Source organism: Pseudomonas sp. P97.38 (genome assembly GCF_001269745.1).
In the GTDB taxonomy this organism is placed as follows: domain Bacteria; phylum Pseudomonadota; class Gammaproteobacteria; order Pseudomonadales; family Pseudomonadaceae; genus Aquipseudomonas; species Aquipseudomonas chlororaphis_E.
Genome location: NZ_LHVJ01000019.1, coordinates 46,911 through 63,811 on the forward strand (window position 1 = coordinate 46,911; position 16,901 = coordinate 63,811).

The following is a 16,901-nucleotide window of genomic DNA, read 5'->3' on the forward strand; positions in this document are numbered from 1 at the left end:
TACTACCCCCCCCCCGGCCGATCCCTAAACGCAGAACTCTTCGCAAACACCTCAGCAATAAAGTCCATAAAAACAACAGCCCTCCTGGGAAGAAGCCGGTCGGCAACGTAGATGATCTGAACAGGAACAGACGGCGCTGCATGCTCCTTCAGCAACACCCGCAGATTGCCATTATTCAGCCCCTCCTCGTAAAGCCATTCAGGCCCCTGAGCGATCCCCAGCCCCGCGTTTACGCACTCGCGTATAGCCTCAGGTGAACTGACCCGGAGCCTGCCGGAGACGGGAACATCGATATCCCGGAAGCGCCAGGTGCTGCCTGTCGACAGCAAGGTATAGATCAGGCACTCGTGTGTTCTCAGGTCATTGGGGGTCGTGGGGCTTCCGTGTTTGGCCAGGTACTCGTTGCTGGCGACGCACACGCGCTCGAACCAGCCCAGTGGCCGGGCGCGCATTGCGCTGTCTTCCAGATGTCCGATGCGAATCGCCAGTTCAGCCCCTTCGTCGACCAGATTCACGTACCGATCACTGATCTGCAGGTCTAGCGTCAACTCGGGATAGCGAGCCAGGAAGCGGGCTACATGGGGCACCACGAATGCGTGGGCTAGCGCGGTCGGGCAGGCGACTCGCAACAAGCCGGACGGGGTGATGTTTTCCCTGAGGGACGATTCCGATTCTTCCACAGCGTCGAGAATGCGCCGGACATCTGCGTAGTAGCGTTCTCCCTCGGGAGTGAGGGCAAGCTTGCGTGTGGATCGGTGAAGCAGCCTGGTTTGCAGATGATCTTCCAGCGCCGCCACATAGCGGCTGACGTTGGGTTGCCCCAGACCCAGGTCACGCCCCGCAGCCGAGAAGCTTCCTGTCTCGACAGCGCGAACAAAGCAGGTCATCAACAGCAATCGATCCATTCAGGCCTCTCATTCATGCAATTTAGGCATGAAATGTATTCGAATAGGTCATCTTATCAATGCCCAGGTATGAATACATAGTTTCCCTCAGGCAGGTCAGTCCATAGGCTGACCGTGAAAAACCGTAAAGGAAACTGACATGTCCCGATTGCAAGGCAAACGTACTCTCATCACCGGCGGCACCAGCGGCATTGGCCTGGAAACGGCCAAGCAGTTCCTCGCCGAAGGTGCCCGCGTGATCGTTACCGGCGTCAATCCGGAGTCCATCGCAAAGGCCCAGGCGGAACTGGGAAGCGAAGTATTGGTACTGCGTGCTGACTCAGCCAGCATCGATGCGCAGAAGGAGCTGGCGCAGGCCGTTCAGGCTCACTATGGCCAACTCGATGTTGCCTTTCTCAATGCAGGCGTATCCGTTTGGCTACCGATCGAAGAATGGACGGAAGAAATGTTCGATCGCTCTTTCGACATTAACGTCAAGGGGCCGTACTTCCTGATCCAGGCATTGCTACCGGTCTTCGCGAACCCTGCGTCGGTGGTGCTCAATACGTCGGTGAGTGCGCACCTCGGTGACGCGCGTTCATCGGTTTATGGCGCGACCAAGGCTGCATTCCTGAACATGTCGAAGACGCTTTCCAGCGAACTTCTCCCGCGTGGTATTCGCGTCAATGCGGTCAGCCCCGGCCCGATCGATACGCCGCTTTACGACAAACTCGGTATCCCCGATGCCTACCGTGAACAGGTCAACCAGGATATCGCCGCGACCATTCCATTCGGCCGGTTCGGTACGCCCGAGGAAGTGGCCAAGGCCGTGCTGTACCTGGCGTCGGACGAGTCGCGGTGGACGGTTGGCTCGGAACTCATCGTCGACGGTGGTCGTTCGCTCTAGTTTCCAACGCCTCCTGCCTTTTATTGAAAACTGAATGCAACTCAGGCTTTCTCATCGGCGTGGCTTTCATACGGCCCGTCCTCTTTCGGGCGGCGGGCTTCTATTTTTTCGATGGGTTTATCCAATGTCCTGAAAAATGCCGATGCGCAGGGGATGCAGGAGGGGATGGAGCGTCGTTGGATGCATCCTCACGCTGAACGTGGGGGGGGTTATAGAATATCTTTTAGATAGCCCTTAAGCGCACTGAGCGGTGCCCTAAGCTGTTCGGCTGTTTGTGCTGCGTGGAGTTCTGCAGTCAGCCGCTGCAGTTCGGCGCCGAGCACCGTATCGGCACCTCCAATGGCCTCCCGCGCCAACGCCAGGCACTGCTGGATCTTCTCCTGGATCCCAGCCACATCCTCCCGCCGCACCAACAACCCAAACACCTCCCGATCACACCCGCCCATCAACGGATCATCCCGCAAAATCGGACTATGCCCCTCCGTCTCATAAGCCAGCTTCAGCGAGTAAAGAGCGACCGTTTCCAGCAGCAGTTCCATGGGGTGGAGTCCTTTGTCAGCGGTGGGTTAGCGGGGTGTCGCACGGCGGAGCATCAATGGGGGTGTGACATTTTTGTGAGCGCTTTGCGCTCAAGCGGGAGCAAGCTCCCTCGCCACGGGTTTCTACTGGCCACAGATTCCTACTAGCCACAGATTCTTCTTTGCCAGAGGTTTGGGATTTGGGGCCGCTTTGCGGCCCAGCGGGGATGAATCCCCTCGCCACAAAGGAGTGATTAGCCATGACCTAAGCACTTTCCTGCAGACGAAAAAAAAGACCTTGAATTTCAAGGTCTTTCTTTAAGATGGTGCCCCGAGGGAGACTCGAACTCCCACTCCTTTCGAAAACGGATTTTGAATCCGCCGCGTCTACCAATTCCGCCATCAGGGCTCAATGGCGGCGAAGTATAGAGAGGTGCCTACCGTTGGTCAATCACGTTTCATGGTCAATTTTCGATATTTCCGCTAGACTTTCCGGCCCTGCTAGACGAACCCCATCATGCGTGTTGCTGACTTTACCTTCGAACTCCCGGATTCGCTGATCGCTCGCCACCCTCTGGCCGAGCGTCGCGCCAGTCGACTGTTGACCCTGGATGGGGTCAGCGGTGCCATGGCTCACCGTCAATTCACTGATTTGCTTGAGCATTTGCGCCCAGGCGACTTGATGGTGTTCAACAATACCCGGGTGATTCCGGCGCGGTTGTTTGGCCAGAAGGCCTCCGGCGGCAAGCTGGAGATTCTGGTGGAGCGGGTGCTCGACAGTCACCGGGTGCTGGCCCACGTGCGCTCCAGCAAGTCGCCCAAGCCGGGTTCGTCGATCCTGATCGACGGTGGCGGCGAGGCGGTGATGGTGGCGCGGCATGACGCGTTGTTCGAGCTGGAATTTGCCGAAGAAGTGCTGCCGCTGCTCGACCGCGTCGGGCACATGCCGTTGCCTCCTTATATAGATCGCCCCGACGAAGGTTCGGACCGCGAACGCTACCAGACCGTGTACGCCGAGCGCCTGGGGGCGGTGGCGGCGCCGACGGCGGGGTTGCATTTCGACCAGCCGTTGCTGGAGGCGATTGCCGCCAAAGGCGTCGAGACCACGTTCGTGACACTGCACGTGGGTGCCGGCACATTCCAGCCGGTGCGGGTGGAGCGCATCGAAGACCACCACATGCACAGCGAATGGCTCGAAGTGAGCCAGGACGTGGTCGACGCCGTGGCGGCCTGTCGCGCCCGCGGTGGCCGGGTGGTGGCGGTGGGGACCACCAGTGTGCGTTCCCTGGAAAGCGCCGCCCGCGATGGCGTGCTCAAGCCGTTCAGTGGCGACACCGACATCTTCATCTACCCGGGCCGGCCGTTCCATGTGGTCGATGCCCTGGTCACCAATTTTCATTTGCCCGAATCCACGCTGTTGATGCTGGTTTCGGCGTTCGCCGGTTATCCCGAAGCCATGGCCGCCTATAAGGCCGCCGTCGAGCAGGGTTACCGCTTTTTCAGCTACGGTGATGCGATGTTCATCACCCGTAACCCCGCGCCCCGCGGGCCCGAGGAAACAGTATGAGTCGCACCTGTCGCATGTCCTTCGAGTTGCTGGCCACCGATGGCAAGGCACGTCGCGGTCGTCTGACCTTCCCTCGTGGCACGGTGGAAACCCCGGCGTTCATGCCCGTGGGCACCTATGGCACGGTCAAGGGCATGCTGCCGCGCGACATCGAGGCGATTGGCGCTGAAATCATCCTCGGTAACACCTTCCACCTGTGGCTGCGCCCGGGCATGGAAGTGATCAAGGCCCACGGCGATCTGCACGATTTCATGCAGTGGAAAGGCCCGATCCTGACCGACTCCGGCGGCTTCCAGGTGTTCAGCCTGGGCGCCATGCGCAAGATCAAGGAGGAGGGCGTGACCTTCGCCTCGCCGGTGGACGGTTCCAAGGTGTTCATGGGCCCGGAAGAATCCATGCAGGTGCAGCGCGACCTGGGCTCGGACATCGTGATGATCTTCGACGAATGCACGCCGTACCCGGCCGATGAAGACGTTGCGCGGGTGTCCATGGAGCTGTCGTTGCGCTGGGCCCAGCGCTCCAAGAACGCCCATGGCGACAACACGGCGGCGCTGTTCGGCATCGTCCAGGGCGGCATGCACCAGGACCTGCGCATGCGTTCGCTCGAAGGCCTCGACAAGATCGGCTTCGACGGCCTGGCCATCGGCGGGCTGTCGGTGGGCGAACCCAAGCACGAAATGATCAAGGTGCTCGATTACCTGCCGGGCCAGATGCCCGCTGACAAACCTCGTTACCTTATGGGCGTTGGCAAACCGGAAGATCTGGTTGAGGGTGTGCGCCGCGGGGTGGACATGTTCGATTGCGTGATGCCAACCCGTAATGCCCGCAATGGGCATCTGTTCGTCGACACGGGTGTGCTGAAGATCCGTAACGCGTTTCATCGCCATGATGATTCGCCGCTGGATCCGACCTGCGACTGCTACACGTGCCAGAACTTCTCCCGCGCTTATCTGCATCATTTGGACAAGTGCGGCGAAATGCTCGGTAGCATGCTGAATACGATCCACAATTTGCGCCATTACCAGGTGCTTATGGCTGGTTTGCGCGAGGCTATTCAACAGGGTACATTGGCCGCCTTTGTCGAGGCCTTCTATGCCAAGCGCGGGTTGCCTGTTCCGCCCTTGGACTGAGTTTTCCGATCCTAAGATTCAATACTTGCAACTGGAGTGCTAAATGAGCTTTTTTATCTCTAACGCCATGGCTGATGCCGCTGCTCCCGCAGCCGCGCCTATGGGTGGCGGTTTCGAGTGGATTTTCCTGGTCGGCTTCCTGGTTATCTTCTACCTGATGATCTGGCGTCCACAGGCCAAGCGCGCCAAAGAGCAGAAGAACCTGCTCGGCAGCTTGCAGAAGGGCGACGAAGTGGTCACCACCGGCGGTATCGCTGGCAAGATCACCAAAGTGGCGGATGATTTCGTGGTACTGGAAGTGTCCGACACTGTTGAAATGAAGTTCCAGAAGGGCGCTATCGCGGCCACGCTGCCAAAAGGCACGCTGAAAGCGATCTAAGGTTTCAAACTTCTCTTCAATCGACGGGGCGCGCAAGGCGCCCCGCGTCATAAGCGGGCGGCGTGATGCTGAACAAATACCCTCTGTGGAAATATGTACTGATCCTGGCGGTGCTGGCGATCGGTCTGATTTATTCCGCTCCCAATCTCTACCCGGATGACCCGGCCATTCAGGTCAGTGGCGCAAGCACGGCCCTGCAGGTCACCCAGGCGGATCTGGATCGTGCGAGCGAAGCGCTCAAGGCTTCCGGTATCGAGGTCAAGGCTTCGTCGGTTGCCAGCGGTGGCAAGGGCGGCCTGTTGCGCCTGGTCAAGGCCGAAGATCAATTGCCGGCCAAGGACGTGGTGCGCAAGGCACTGGGCGACGATTACGTCGTAGCCCTGAACCTGGCCCAGACCACCCCGCAATGGCTGCGCCAACTCGGCGCGCACCCCATGAAGCTGGGCCTGGACTTGTCCGGCGGTGTGCACTTCCTGCTGGAAGTGGACATGGAAAAAGCCCTCGACGCGCGGATGAAAGTCTACGAAGGCGACGTCAAGAGCCTGTTGCGTAAGGAGCGCGTGCGCTATCGCAGCCTGCCAGCGTTCAACGGTGCCATTCAGCTGGGCTTCAGTGATGAAGATACCCGCGAGCAGGCCCGTGCACTGATCCGCAAGACCTTCAACGATTTCGACATCGTACCGGCCGACCTCAATGGTCAGGCGGTGCTGCGTCTGGCGATGACCCCGGCCAAGCTGGCGGAAATCCGCGAATACTCCATCAAGCAGAACTTGACCACCGTGCGTAACCGGGTCAACGAGCTGGGTGTGGCCGAGCCGATCGTGCAGCGCCAGGGCGCCAACCGCATCGTGGTCGAGCTGCCGGGTGTGCAGGACACCGCCGAAGCCAAGCGTATCCTCGGCAAGACCGCCAACCTGGAATTCCGCCTCGGTGCCGAGCCGGGCGCGTCCAAGGCCACTTCCGAGAGCTTCGAGTTCCGCGAGGGCAACCGTCCACCGGCGCAGATTGAGCGTGGCCTGATCATCACCGGTGACCAGGTGACCGACGCCAAGGCGAGCTTCGACGAGCACGGTCGTCCGCAGGTGAACATCCACCTCGACGGCCACGGTGGCGAACTGATGAGCCGCGCCACGCGCAGCAACGTCGGCCGTAGCATGGCGGTGATCTTCATCGAGCAGAAGCCGATCACCACCTACACCAAGCAAGTGGTAAACGGCGTCGAGAAAGACGTCGCCGTGCAGGCCTTCAAGGAAGAGAAGAAGATCATCAGCCTGGCGACCATCCAGTCGCCGCTGGGCAGCCAATTCCGCATCACCGGCCTGAACGGCCAGGGTGAGGCCTCGGAACTGGCCCTGCTGCTGCGTGCCGGTGGCCTGGCCGCGCCGATGTACTTCGCTGAAGAGCGCACCATCGGCCCGAGCCTGGGTGCCGACAACATCACCAAGGGTATCGACGCCTCGCTGTGGGGCATGCTGTTCGTGTCGCTGTTCATCATCGCCATCTACCGCTTCTTCGGCATCATCGCCACGGTCGCGCTGGCGGTGAACATGGTGATGCTGTTGGCCCTGATGTCGCTGCTGGGGGCTACGCTGACCCTGCCGGGCATCGCCGGTATCGTATTGACCATGGGCATGGCGGTGGACGCCAACGTGCTGATCTTCTCGCGGATACGTGAAGAGATCGCCGCGGGCATGTCGATCCAGCGGGCAATCAACGAAGGCTTCGGCCGGGCATTCACCGCGATTCTCGACGCCAACCTGACCACGTTGCTGGTCGGCGGGATTCTCTTCGCCATGGGCACTGGCCCGGTCAAGGGCTTCGCAGTGACCATGTCCCTCGGGATCTTTACCTCGATGTTCACGGCCATCATGGTGACCCGCGCAATGGTCAACCTGATCTTTGGCGGTCGTGACTTCAAGAAGTTGTGGATTTAAGGGGCTGCCATGTTACGTACAATCAACTTCATGGGCGTTCGCAACGTTGCGTTCGGCGTCACATTGTTTCTTACCGTACTGGCGTTGTTCAGCTGGGCCACCAAGGGCCTGAACTACGGCCTGGACTTCACTGGCGGTACGCTCATCGAGCTGACCTACGAGCGTCCGGCCGACGTCACCAAGGTGCGTGAGCAACTGGCGACCTCGGGCTACGGCGAAGCCATCGTGCAGAGCTTCGGTGCGACCACCGACCTGCTGGTGCGCATGCCGGGCGAAGACCCGCAACTGGGTCACCAGGTTGCCGAAGCCTTGCAGAAGGCCGGTGGCGACAACCCGGCGCAGGTCAAGCGCGTCGAGTTCGTCGGCCCGCAGGTGGGTGAAGAGCTGCGCGACCAGGGCGGCCTCGGCATGCTGATGGCGCTGGGTGGCATCCTGATCTACCTGGCCTTCCGCTTTCAGTGGAAGTTCGCGGTGGGCGCCATCGTCTCGCTGATCCACGACGTGATCGTGACCGTGGGCATCCTGTCGTTCTTCCAGATCACCTTCGACCTGACGGTGCTGGCGGCGGTGCTGGCGATCATCGGTTACTCGCTCAACGACACCATCGTGGTGTTCGACCGGGTGCGTGAGAACTTCCGCGTGCTGCGCAAGGCCTCCTTGATCGAGAACATCAACATCTCGACCACCCAGACCCTGCTGCGGACCATGGCGACGTCAATCTCCACGCTGCTGGCGATCGCCGCGCTGCTGTTCTTTGGTGGCGATAACCTGTTTGGTTTCTCCATCGCGCTGTTCGTCGGTGTACTGGCGGGTACCTACTCGTCGATCTACATCGCCAACGTGGTGCTGATCTGGCTGAACCTGAGCACCGAGGACCTCATTCCTCCAGCGGCCACCGAAACGGAAGTGGACGACCGCCCATAAGGCTTGTCCCCGTCCGTCACGACCGAAAAGGCGCGAGTTGAACTCGCGCCTTTTTTTATGCTCCAAGGCTGGGAGAAGCGCGGATTATTCCGCTTGTGATGGTCAGGAGGTTCAAGTGAACAAATCGATGCTGGTTGGTGCGGTATTGGGTGCTGTCGGTGTGACTGCCGGTGGTGCGGTCGCGACCTACAGCTTGGTAAAAAGTGGCCCTGAGTATGCGCAAGTATTGGCCGTGGAACCGGTCAAGACCCAGATCAAGACCCCGCGTGAAGTGTGCAAGGACGTCACCGTAACCCGGCAGAAGCCGGTCCAGGACCAGCACCAGATCGCCGGCACCGTGATCGGCGCCCTGGCCGGTGGCCTGCTGGGCAACCAGGTGGGCGGCGGCACCGGCAAGAAAATCGCCACCGTGGCCGGCGCGGCCGGCGGCGGCTATGCCGGTAACAAGATTCAGGAAGGCATGCAGGAGCGTGACACGTACACCACGACGCAAACCCGCTGCAATACCGTCAACGACATCAGTGACAAGGTCGTCGGCTACGACGTGCGCTACATGCTCGACGGCAAGGAAGGCAAAGTCCGTATGGATCGCGACCCGGGCAACCAGATCCCGGTGAGCAAGGAAGGCCAACTGATCCTAGGCCAGAACGAACCGGCCCAGTAATTCGGAAGAATTGAAAAAGCACCCTTCGGGGTGCTTTTTTTATGCCCGTATTCCTGACCCACCCCAATCCCGTGTGGGAGCTGGCTTGCCCGCGAAGGCGGTGGAACAGCTTGCATCCATGTCCAATGAGACATTGTCTTCGCGGGCAAGCCCGCTCCCACAGGATTTGCCTCATCCATAAAACCGAGGCACAAAAAAAGCACCCCGAAGGGTGCTTTTCTGTGGCTGCGTCGCTTAGCGTTTCAGCGAAGCCGGCAGGTGTGGCTGGATAGCCGTCAGCACCGCCTTGAAGCATTTGGTGTTGCCCGCCACGATGTGGCCTTTTTCGAGGAAGTCGTGGCCGCCGGTGAAGTCGCTCACCAAGCCACCAGCTTCCTGGATCAGCAGGGCGCCTGCGGCCATGTCCCACTCGGACAGGCCCGACTCCCAGAATGCATCGAAACGGCCGGCGGCTACATAGGCCAGATCCAGGCTGGCGGCGCCAGCGCGGCGGATGCCGGCGGTCTGGCCGACCAGGGCGCGGAACATGCCCAGGTAGTTGTCCAGGTTGTCCATCTGGTCATCGCGGAACGGGAAGCCAGTGCCCAGCAGGGCGCCGTCCAGGCTGGTGCGACCACTGACGCGCAGGCGACGACCGTTCAACTGGGCGCCACGGCCACGGCTGGCGGTGAATTCTTCCTGGCGAACCGGGTCCAGCACGACAGCGTGTTCCAGGCGGCCACGGTATTTGCAGGCGATGCTGACAGCAAAGTGAGGAATGCCGCGCAGGAAGTTGGTGGTGCCGTCCAGTGGGTCGATGATCCACAGGTACTCTTCGCCTTCGATGCCGGTGCCGGCGTGCATGCCGGTCTCTTCACCCAGGATCGAGTGGTTCGGGTAAGCCTTGCGCAGGGCGTCGACGATCTTCTGTTCGGCGGCGCGATCCACCTCGGACACGTAGTCCTTGGCGTCTTTTTCGTCGACCTTGATGGTATCCAGGCGCTCGATGGAGCGGAAGATCAGTTCACTGGCGCTGCGGGCGGCGCGCAGCGCGATATTCAGCATGGGCTGCATGGATGTGTCACCTAAGGTTGTTAAAGAAAGCCGCGCATTCTATCAGAAAGTTTTCCGAGGAGAAGGTTGGCGTTCGCTTTCATAGCTTAACGGTAGGTGCTTATGTAAGATTTGCTCCCTTTATCGTGTTCGAGAGCGCCTCCCTTGTTGCAGAACATTCGTGTCGTCCTGGTCAATACCAGCCATCCGGGTAACATCGGCGGGGCTGCGCGGGCCATGAAGAACATGGGCCTGTCACGCCTGGTGCTGGTCGAGCCGCGGCTGTTCCCCCATCACGAAGCCGACGCCCGGGCGTCCGGCGCCGATGACATCCTTGCCGGTGCGCAAGTGGTCGCCACCCTGGAAGACGCCTTGGTCGGGTGCAACCTGGTGCTCGGCACCAGTGCCCGCGACCGGCGCATCCCCTGGCCGTTGCTCGACCCCCGCGAGTGCGGGACCAAGGTCATCGAGGAAGCGGAGCAGGGCAGCGAGATCGCCCTGGTGTTCGGCCGTGAAGACTCCGGCCTGACCAATGAAGAGCTGCAGCGATGTCACTTTCACGTGCATATCCCTTCCGACCCGACGTTCAGTTCCCTGAACCTCGCGGCGGCGGTGCAGGTGTTGAGTTATGAAGTGCGCATGGCCTGGCTGGCCGCCGAAGGGCAGCCAAGCAAGGTCGAAAAAACCGAGGTCGGCTCGCCGCGCAGTGAGACACTGGCGACGATGGATGAGCTGGAACGATACTTTGAACACCTGGAGCAGACCCTGGTGGACATCGAGTTCCTCGACCCGGACAAGCCAAGGCACTTGATGGCGCGCCTGCGTCGGTTGTACGGACGAAGCTCGGTCAGCCGGGCGGAGATGAATATATTGCGCGGCATCCTCACGGAAACCCAGAAAGCGGCCCGTGGTGAGCTGATTAAGCGGAAGAAATAAAATGTTCGAACGTTTGCGTGAAGATATCCAAAGCGTTTTCCATCGTGACCCGGCGGCGCGCAATGCCTTTGAAGTGCTGACCTGCTACCCGGGAATGCACGCCATCTGGCTGCATCGGTTGTCTGGCGCGTTGTGGAATATGGGCTGGAAATGGCTGGCGCGGCTGGTCTCGAACTTCGGACGCTGGTTGACCGGGATCGAGATCCATCCTGGCGCCAAGGTCGGTCGGCGGTTTTTCATCGACCACGGCATGGGCATCGTCATCGGCGAAACCGCCGAGATCGGTGATGACGTGACCCTGTACCAGGGCGTGACCCTCGGCGGCACCAGTTGGAACAAAGGCAAGCGCCACCCGACGCTGGAAGACGGCGTGGTGGTGGGGGCGGGCGCCAAGGTGCTCGGGCCGTTCACAGTGGGCGCGGGGGCCAAAGTCGGCTCCAACGCCGTGGTGACCAAGGCTGTGCCGCCCGGGGCGACCGTGGTCGGTATTCCGGGGCGGATCATCGTCAAGTCCGATGAGGAGCAGAATGCCCGGCGCAAAGCCATGGCCGAGAAGATCGGCTTCGATGCCTACGGCGTCGGCGAAGACATGCCCGACCCGGTGGCCCGCGCGATCAACCAGTTGCTCGATCACCTGCAGGCCGTCGATGGTCGCCTGGAGGGGATGTGCGGCGCCCTGAAGGAACTGGGCAGTAATTACTGTGCCAAGGACCTGCCTGAACTGCGCGAGGAAGACTTTGCGTGTGTGCAGGACAAGGATGAAAGCCAGGCCAGCTGAGACCCTGCTGGCCTCATCGCGAGCAAGCTCGCTCCCACAGGGATCTCTGTCGAGCACATCACTCATGTACGACGCAGACCCCCTGTGGGAGCGAGCTTGCTCGCGAAGAACGATAACGCGGTATCACTGGTCCTGCCCGCCAAGCCTTTGCTATCATGCGCGCGCTCTTTCGCGGGTAAATCCGAGTAACCCACTAGGTCTTATACTTGACTTAAATACTCGGGAATTGCATACTCGCCCCCATTCCGAACTCCGTGGTAATTGTCCATGCGACTGACTACAAAAGGCCGATACGCCGTGACCGCAATGCTGGATCTGGCATTGCACGCGCAGCACGGGCCGGTGTCCCTGGCCGATATCTCCGAGCGCCAAGGCATTTCCCTGTCTTATCTTGAGCAACTGTTCGCCAAGCTGCGCCGCAGCAACCTGGTCTCCAGCGTGCGCGGCCCCGGCGGCGGCTACCAGCTGTCCCGTGAAATGCAAGGCATCCAGGTCGCCCAGGTGATCGATGCCGTGAACGAATCGGTCGATGCGACCAAATGCCAAGGGCTGGGCGACTGCCATGGCGGCGATACTTGCCTGACCCATCACCTGTGGTGCGACTTGAGCCTGCAGATCCACGAGTTTCTGAGCGGTATCAGCTTGGCCGACCTTGTCACCCGCCGTGAGGTGCAAGAAGTAGCCCAGCGTCAGGACCAGCGCCGTTGCAATGGCAGGGCGCCGCACCTGGACAAGATTGAAGCGTCCGCCGTCGAATGACCGCCGCAGAGCACGCGGAACGCCAGCCAGCCTGATTTAGGAGAGAGTCCATGAAATTGCCGATTTACCTTGATTACTCTGCGACCACCCCGGTTGATCCGCGTGTCGCGCAAAAAATGAGTGAATGCCTGCTGGTCGACGGAAACTTCGGTAACCCGGCGTCCCGTTCCCACGTGTTCGGCTGGAAAGCCGAAGAGTCGGTTGAAAACGCTCGTCGCCAGGTCGCCGACCTGGTCAATGCCGACCCACGTGAAATCGTCTGGACCTCCGGTGCCACCGAGTCCGACAACCTGGCAATCAAGGGTGTCGCGCATTTCTATCACACCAAGGGCAAGCACCTGATCACCTCCAAGGTCGAGCACAAGGCTGTCCTGGACACCATGCGCCAATTGGAGCGTGAAGGCTTCGAAGTCACCTACATCGAGCCGGGTGAAGACGGCCTGATCACCCCGGCCATGGTTGAAGCCGCACTGCGCGACGACACCATCCTGGTTTCGATCATGCACGTGAACAACGAAATCGGCACCATCAACGACATCGCCGCCATTGGCGAGCTGACCCGTTCCAAGGGTGTGTTGTTCCACGTCGACGCGGCGCAGTCCACCGGCAAGGTCGAGATCGACCTGTCGAAGCTCAAGGTCGACCTGATGTCCTTCTCGGCCCACAAGACCTATGGTCCCAAAGGCATCGGCGCGCTGTACGTCAGCCGCAAGCCGCGTGTGCGCATCGAAGCGACCATGCACGGTGGCGGTCACGAGCGTGGCATGCGTTCCGGCACCCTGGCGACCCACCAGATCGTCGGCATGGGCGAAGCCTTCCGCGTCGCCAAGGAAGACATGGCCGCCGAGAATGTCCGCATCAAGGCCCTGAGCGACCGTTTCTTCAAGCAGGTCGAGCACCTCGAAGAACTCTACGTCAACGGCAGCATGACCGCCCGCGTCCCGCACAACCTGAACCTGAGCTTCAACTACGTTGAAGGCGAGTCGCTGATCATGGCACTCAAGGACCTGGCTGTGTCGTCCGGTTCGGCTTGCACCTCGGCTTCGCTCGAGCCTTCGTACGTACTGCGCGCCCTGGGCCGCAACGACGAACTGGCCCATAGCTCGATTCGCTTCACCTTCGGCCGCTTCACCACCGAAGAGGAAATCGATTACGCCGCGCAGAAAGTCTGCGAGGCCGTCACCAAGCTGCGCGCCTTGTCGCCGCTGTGGGACATGTACAAAGACGGCGTCGACATCTCGAAAATCGAGTGGGCTGCGCACTGAAGAAGTCGCCACCAGAGCGGCTCACTGATGAGGATTGAAGCAAATGGCATATAGCGAAAAGGTCATCGACCACTACGAGAACCCGCGCAACGTCGGCAAGATGGACGCGCAGGATCCTGATGTCGGCACCGGCATGGTCGGCGCCCCGGCATGCGGCGACGTGATGCGCCTGCAGATCAAGGTCAACGAGCAAGGCATCATCGAAGATGCCAAGTTCAAGACCTATGGCTGCGGTTCGGCCATCGCGTCCAGCTCCCTGGCCACCGAGTGGATGAAGGGCAAGACCCTTGATGAAGCCGAAACCATCAAGAACACCCAGCTGGCCGAAGAACTGGCCCTGCCGCCAGTGAAGATCCACTGCTCGGTACTCGCTGAAGACGCCATCAAGGCCGCCGTTCGCGATTACAAGCAGAAGAAAGGCTTGATCTGATCCGCGCACCGCTAAGGAGTTTCCATGGCTATCCAGATGACAGAAGCGGCAGCTAAACATGTGCAGCGTTCCCTCGCGGGGCGTGGCAAGGGCGAGGGTATCCGCCTGGGTGTTCGCACCACGGGCTGCTCTGGCCTTGCCTACGTGCTCGAATTCGTCGACGAAGTGGGCGAAGACGACCAGGTGTTCGAGAGTCATGGTCAGAAAGTGATCATCGACCCGAAGAGCCTGACGTACCTGGACGGCACCGAGCTGGATTTCGTCAAGGAAGGGTTGAACGAAGGCTTCAAGTTCAACAACCCCAACGTACGCGGTGAGTGTGGCTGCGGCGAAAGCTTCAACATCTGAGGCGGCTCGTGGGAACTCCTTGTCATTTTGCCTTGTTCCAGATGCAGCCTGCGTTTCAGCTGGATCTCGATCAGTTGTCCGCGCGTTACCTGGAGCTGGCTCGGGGTGTCCACCCGGACCGGTTTGCCGACGCCTCCGAAGCCGAGCAGCGCCGGGCGCTGGAGCAGTCTGCCAACCTCAATGAGGCCTACCAGACGCTCAAGCATCCGGCCAAGCGCGCGCGCTACCTGCTCGCCATCAGCGGTCACGAGTTGCCCCTGGAAGTCACGGTCCACGACCCTGAGTTTCTTCTGCAGCAGATGCAGTGGCGCGAAGAGCTCGAAGACCTCCAGGACAGCGCCGACCTGGCCGGTGTCGCGGCCTTCAAGCGCCGTCTCAAAGACGCCCAGCACACACTGAACGAAAGCTTCGCAGCCTGCTGGAACGATGCCGCGCAACGCGAACAGGCCGAACGCCTGATGCGGCGCATGCAGTTCCTCGACAAGCTCACCTACGAAGTGCGCCAGCTCGAAGAGCGCCTCGACGATTAACCCAGTGCCGCTCCGGTCGCACGCCTGATTACAGATAAGTCCTGATTACGATGGCCCTACTGCAGATCGCCGAACCCGGCCAAAGTCCACAACCCCACCAGCGTCGCCTGGCAGTGGGAATCGACTTGGGTACTACCAATTCCCTGGTCGCTGCCTTGCGCAGCGGTCTCTCCGAACCGCTGGCGGACGAGCAGGGGCAGGTGATCCTGCCGTCCGCCGTTCGCTACCACGCCGACCGCGTCGAAGTGGGTGAATCGGCCAAGCTGGCCGCCTCCACTGACCCGCTGAACACCGTCGTGTCGGTCAAGCGCCTGATGGGACGCGGCCTGGCCGACGTCAAGCAACTGGGCGACCAACTGCCGTATCGCTTTGTCGGCGGCGAATCCCACATGCCGTTCATCGACACCGTGCAGGGGCCGAAAAGCCCGGTGCAGGTGTCGGCCGACATCCTCAAGGTCCTGCGCGTGCGCGCCGAAGCCGCGCTGGGTGGCGAACTGGTGGGTGCGGTGATCACCGTCCCGGCCTATTTCGACGACGCCCAGCGCCAAGCCACCAAGGACGCGGCCAAGCTGGCCGGCCTCAACGTGCTGCGCCTGCTCAACGAGCCGACTGCCGCGGCGGTGGCTTACGGGTTGGACCAGCACGCCGAAGGCCTCGTCGCGATCTACGACCTGGGCGGCGGCACGTTCGATATTTCCATCCTGCGCCTGACCGGCGGAGTCTTCGAAGTCCTGGCCACTGGCGGCGACAGCGCCCTGGGCGGTGACGACTTCGACCACGCCATTGCCGGCTGGATCATCGAGCAGGCGGGCCTGTCCGCCGACCTCGATCCGGGTGCGCAGCGCCACCTGCTGCAAACCGCCTGCGCCGCCAAGGAAGCCCTGACCGACGCCGCCAGCGTTGAAGTGCACTACGAAGGCTGGAGCGCTGTACTGAGCCGTGAAGCCTTCGATGCGTTGATCGAGCCCATGGTCGCCCGCAGCCTCAAGGCTTGCCGTCGCGCCGTGCGTGATTCGGGCGTCGAGCTCGAAGACGTCAAGGCCGTGGTCATGGTCGGTGGCTCGACCCGTGTGCCTCGCGTTCGCCAGGCCGTGGCAGAAGCCTTTGGCCGTCAGCCACTGACGGAAATCGACCCGGACCAGGTGGTGGCCATCGGTGCCGCGATCCAGGCCGACACCCTGGCCGGCAACAAGCGTGACGGCGGCGAACTGCTGCTGCTCGATGTGATTCCGCTGTCCCTGGGTCTTGAGACCATGGGTGGCCTGATGGAGAAGGTGATTCCGCGCAACACCACCATTCCCGTCGCCCGCGCCCAGGACTTCACCACTTACAAGGACGGCCAGTCGGCCATGATGGTTCACGTGCTGCAAGGCGAGCGTGAGCTGATCAGCGACTGCCGTTCCCTGGCGCGCTTCGAACTGCGTGGCATTCCGCCGATGGTGGCCGGTGCCGCGAAGATCCGCGTGACCTTCCAAGTCGATGCCGACGGCTTGCTCAACGTCACCGCCCGCGAACTGGGTTCGGGTGTCGAGGCAAGCATCCAGGTCAAGCCGTCCTATGGCCTGACCGACGGCGAAATCTCCCGGATGCTCAAGGATTCCTTCCAGTATGCCGGCGACGACAAGGTGGCCCGCGTGCTGCGCGAGCAACAAGTCGATGCCCAGCGCCTGATCGAAGCGGTGCAGGGTGCCCTCGAGGCCGATGGCGATCGCTTGCTGGACGCCGAAGAGCGCATGGTCATCGAATTGCAGATGCAGGAACTGTCCGAATTGATCAAGGGCACCGATGGCCATGCCATCGAGCAGCAGACCAAGCGTCTGTCGAGCGTCACCGATGCCTTTGCTGCCCGCCGCCTGGACTCGACGGTCAAGGCCGCCCTGGCGGGGCGCAACCTGAATGAAATCGAGGAATAACTG

The 16,901-nt window shown here is 61.1% G+C and carries 18 protein-coding genes and 1 tRNA gene; 15 read left to right on the forward strand and 4 right to left on the reverse strand.

Annotation, left to right across the window (positions count from 1 at the left end; genetic code table 11):
- Positions 1 to 2 precede the first annotated feature (2 nt).
- Entirely contained in the window at positions 3 to 905 is a 903-nt protein-coding gene (locus AD664_RS15710; RefSeq protein WP_053147775.1) for a LysR family transcriptional regulator, read from the reverse strand.
- Positions 906 to 1,044: 139 nt separating this feature from the next.
- Between AD664_RS15710 and AD664_RS15715 the strand changes: the two genes are divergently transcribed.
- The gene (locus tag AD664_RS15715; RefSeq protein ID WP_053147777.1) at positions 1,045 to 1,791 is read left to right on the forward strand and encodes an SDR family oxidoreductase; all 747 of its coding nucleotides are present in this window, start codon (positions 1,045 to 1,047) and stop codon (positions 1,789 to 1,791) included.
- A 209-nt stretch (positions 1,792 to 2,000) separates the two neighbouring features.
- Here the strand turns inward: AD664_RS15715 and AD664_RS15720 are convergent, their stop codons facing one another.
- Both AD664_RS15720 and AD664_RS15725 read right to left on the reverse strand, forming a co-directional pair.
- On the reverse strand, positions 2,001 to 2,330 hold the full coding sequence (locus tag AD664_RS15720; protein WP_053147779.1) for a hypothetical protein: 330 nt from the start codon (positions 2,328 to 2,330) through the stop codon (positions 2,001 to 2,003).
- A gap of 303 nt (positions 2,331 to 2,633) precedes the next feature.
- A tRNA-Leu gene (locus AD664_RS15725) sits at positions 2,634 to 2,718 on the reverse strand.
- A gap of 108 nt (positions 2,719 to 2,826) precedes the next feature.
- Here AD664_RS15725 and queA point away from each other — a divergent pair.
- From queA to AD664_RS15755, 6 genes are all read left to right on the forward strand, one after another.
- Positions 2,827 to 3,876 carry a tRNA preQ1(34) S-adenosylmethionine ribosyltransferase-isomerase QueA gene (gene queA, locus AD664_RS15730; protein ID WP_042728007.1) on the forward strand — a complete coding sequence of 350 codons (1,050 nt, stop codon included), beginning with the start codon at positions 2,827 to 2,829 and terminating at the stop codon, positions 3,874 to 3,876.
- 14 nt (positions 3,877 to 3,890) lie between these two features.
- Positions 3,891 to 5,006 carry a tRNA guanosine(34) transglycosylase Tgt gene (gene tgt / locus AD664_RS15735; RefSeq protein ID WP_161796089.1) on the forward strand — a complete coding sequence of 372 codons (1,116 nt, stop codon included), beginning with the start codon at positions 3,891 to 3,893 and terminating at the stop codon, positions 5,004 to 5,006.
- 43 nt (positions 5,007 to 5,049) lie between these two features.
- Positions 5,050 to 5,385 (forward strand): preprotein translocase subunit YajC, encoded by a 336-nt coding sequence (gene yajC, locus AD664_RS15740; RefSeq protein WP_024777037.1) that lies wholly within the window; start codon positions 5,050 to 5,052, stop codon positions 5,383 to 5,385.
- A gap of 65 nt (positions 5,386 to 5,450) precedes the next feature.
- Positions 5,451 to 7,319 carry a protein translocase subunit SecD gene (gene secD, locus AD664_RS15745; protein ID WP_053147781.1) on the forward strand — a complete coding sequence of 623 codons (1,869 nt, stop codon included), beginning with the start codon at positions 5,451 to 5,453 and terminating at the stop codon, positions 7,317 to 7,319.
- A 9-nt stretch (positions 7,320 to 7,328) separates the two neighbouring features.
- Positions 7,329 to 8,243 carry a protein translocase subunit SecF gene (secF, locus tag AD664_RS15750; RefSeq protein ID WP_042728004.1) on the forward strand — a complete coding sequence of 305 codons (915 nt, stop codon included), beginning with the start codon at positions 7,329 to 7,331 and terminating at the stop codon, positions 8,241 to 8,243.
- A 115-nt stretch (positions 8,244 to 8,358) separates the two neighbouring features.
- Positions 8,359 to 8,907 carry a glycine zipper 2TM domain-containing protein gene (locus AD664_RS15755; protein WP_042728003.1) on the forward strand — a complete coding sequence of 183 codons (549 nt, stop codon included), beginning with the start codon at positions 8,359 to 8,361 and terminating at the stop codon, positions 8,905 to 8,907.
- 234 nt (positions 8,908 to 9,141) lie between these two features.
- Here AD664_RS15755 and suhB read toward each other — a convergent pair whose 3' ends face one another.
- Positions 9,142 to 9,960, reverse strand: coding sequence for an inositol-phosphate phosphatase (suhB, locus tag AD664_RS15760; RefSeq protein ID WP_003185165.1), 819 nt, complete (start codon positions 9,958 to 9,960; stop codon positions 9,142 to 9,144).
- 144 nt (positions 9,961 to 10,104) lie between these two features.
- On the opposite strand from suhB, the gene trmJ reads away from it, so the two are divergent.
- The 8 genes from trmJ (at position 10,105) to hscA (ending at position 16,898) form a co-directional block, all read left to right on the forward strand.
- Positions 10,105 to 10,875: a tRNA (cytosine(32)/uridine(32)-2'-O)-methyltransferase TrmJ gene (gene trmJ / locus AD664_RS15765; RefSeq protein ID WP_042728002.1), complete on the forward strand. Its 771-nt coding sequence runs from the start codon at positions 10,105 to 10,107 to the stop codon at positions 10,873 to 10,875.
- A gap of 1 nt (position 10,876) precedes the next feature.
- Positions 10,877 to 11,653 (forward strand): serine O-acetyltransferase, encoded by a 777-nt coding sequence (cysE, locus tag AD664_RS15770; RefSeq protein WP_053147783.1) that lies wholly within the window; start codon positions 10,877 to 10,879, stop codon positions 11,651 to 11,653.
- A gap of 267 nt (positions 11,654 to 11,920) precedes the next feature.
- Positions 11,921 to 12,412, forward strand: a complete 492-nt coding sequence (gene iscR / locus AD664_RS15775) for a Fe-S cluster assembly transcriptional regulator IscR (RefSeq protein ID WP_042728000.1) — start codon at positions 11,921 to 11,923, stop codon at positions 12,410 to 12,412.
- A gap of 50 nt (positions 12,413 to 12,462) precedes the next feature.
- Entirely contained in the window at positions 12,463 to 13,677 is a 1,215-nt protein-coding gene (locus AD664_RS15780) for an IscS subfamily cysteine desulfurase (RefSeq protein WP_042727999.1), read from the forward strand.
- Between the two features lie 43 nt (positions 13,678 to 13,720).
- Complete coding sequence (gene iscU, locus AD664_RS15785; protein WP_003185157.1) at positions 13,721 to 14,107, forward strand: Fe-S cluster assembly scaffold IscU; 387 nt, start codon at positions 13,721 to 13,723, stop codon at positions 14,105 to 14,107.
- Positions 14,108 to 14,131: 24 nt separating this feature from the next.
- Complete coding sequence (gene iscA / locus AD664_RS15790; protein WP_030139597.1) at positions 14,132 to 14,455, forward strand: iron-sulfur cluster assembly protein IscA; 324 nt, start codon at positions 14,132 to 14,134, stop codon at positions 14,453 to 14,455.
- An 8-nt stretch (positions 14,456 to 14,463) separates the two neighbouring features.
- Positions 14,464 to 14,985, forward strand: coding sequence for a co-chaperone HscB (hscB, locus tag AD664_RS15795; protein WP_053147785.1), 522 nt, complete (start codon positions 14,464 to 14,466; stop codon positions 14,983 to 14,985).
- A gap of 50 nt (positions 14,986 to 15,035) precedes the next feature.
- Positions 15,036 to 16,898 carry a Fe-S protein assembly chaperone HscA gene (gene hscA, locus AD664_RS15800; RefSeq protein WP_053147787.1) on the forward strand — a complete coding sequence of 621 codons (1,863 nt, stop codon included), beginning with the start codon at positions 15,036 to 15,038 and terminating at the stop codon, positions 16,896 to 16,898.
- Positions 16,899 to 16,901 lie beyond the last annotated feature (3 nt).